General features: G+C 56.6%; 1 protein-coding gene and 1 pseudogene. Both read left to right on the plus strand.

The genetic code is table 11. From position 1 onward, the window contains the following. Positions 1 to 348 (plus strand): annotated as a pseudogene (locus tag B3Z49_RS20835) (purine-nucleoside phosphorylase); the annotation flags it as partial. Between the two features lie 59 nt (positions 349 to 407). Next, positions 408 to 937, plus strand: a 530-nt coding sequence (locus B3Z49_RS20840) for a thymidine phosphorylase (protein ID WP_296994490.1), incomplete at its 3' end; no start/stop codon positions are given.

Here is a 937-nt window from a genome sequence, read left to right on the forward strand (position 1 = left end):
CCTTATGATCCTGAAATCGGGTCTGGCCTGCATGGTGCGGCGGCCAAGCTTGGCATCAAACTGTTTGAGGGAACCTATTGCTGGTGCACCGGGCCAAGCTTTGAGACGCCAGCTGAAATCCGAGCGCTCAAAGTTCTTGGCGCCGATGCGGTCGGCATGTCGACCGTGCCGGAAAATATTCTGGCCCGCCGTCTTGGATTCAAGGTCGCCGCGGTTTCAAACATCACCAATCTGGCCGCTGGCATGAGTGCGACACCGCTTAGCCACGAGCAGACATTGGAAATGTCGAAAGCCGGTTCGGCCAATCTTATCAAGATATTACTGCAATACTTTTCAAGCGCTTCCTGAAGTCGTGTGACTTCAAAGCGTCTTATTTGAATTAATGACACGTGCGCAGGAGACAGCACATGCTGCCCCAAGAAATCATTCGCCGTAAACGCGAAGGCGAAGTTCTGACAGACGCTGAGATCGCCTTTTTCGTCAAGGGCATCACAGATAACAGCATCAGCGAAGGGCAGGTTGCCGCCCTTGCCATGGCTGTGTTCTTTAATGGCATGACCATGGACGAGCGCGCGGCCCTTACGCGCAACATGCGCGATAGCGGTACGGTTTTGGACTGGAAGGCGCTTGGCCTTGATGGACCGGTGGTGGACAAGCATTCGACCGGCGGCGTCGGTGACAAGGTAAGCCTGATGCTGGGCCCGATTGTTGGTGCCTGCGGGGCGTTCGTGCCGATGATTTCCGGCCGTGGCCTTGGCCATACGGGCGGGACGCTGGACAAGTTTGATTCCATTCCGGGCTATCGCACCACACCAAGTCTTGACGAATTCGCCAAGGTCACCCGTGAAGTCGGCTGTGCCATTATCGGGCAGACAGCCGATCTGGCGCCGGCGGACAAACGGTTTTATGGCATTCGCGACGTGACTGCGACGGTCGA

The organism is Thalassospira sp. UBA1131 (assembly GCF_002311515.1).
In the GTDB taxonomy this organism is placed as follows: Bacteria; Pseudomonadota; Alphaproteobacteria; order Rhodospirillales; family Thalassospiraceae; genus Thalassospira.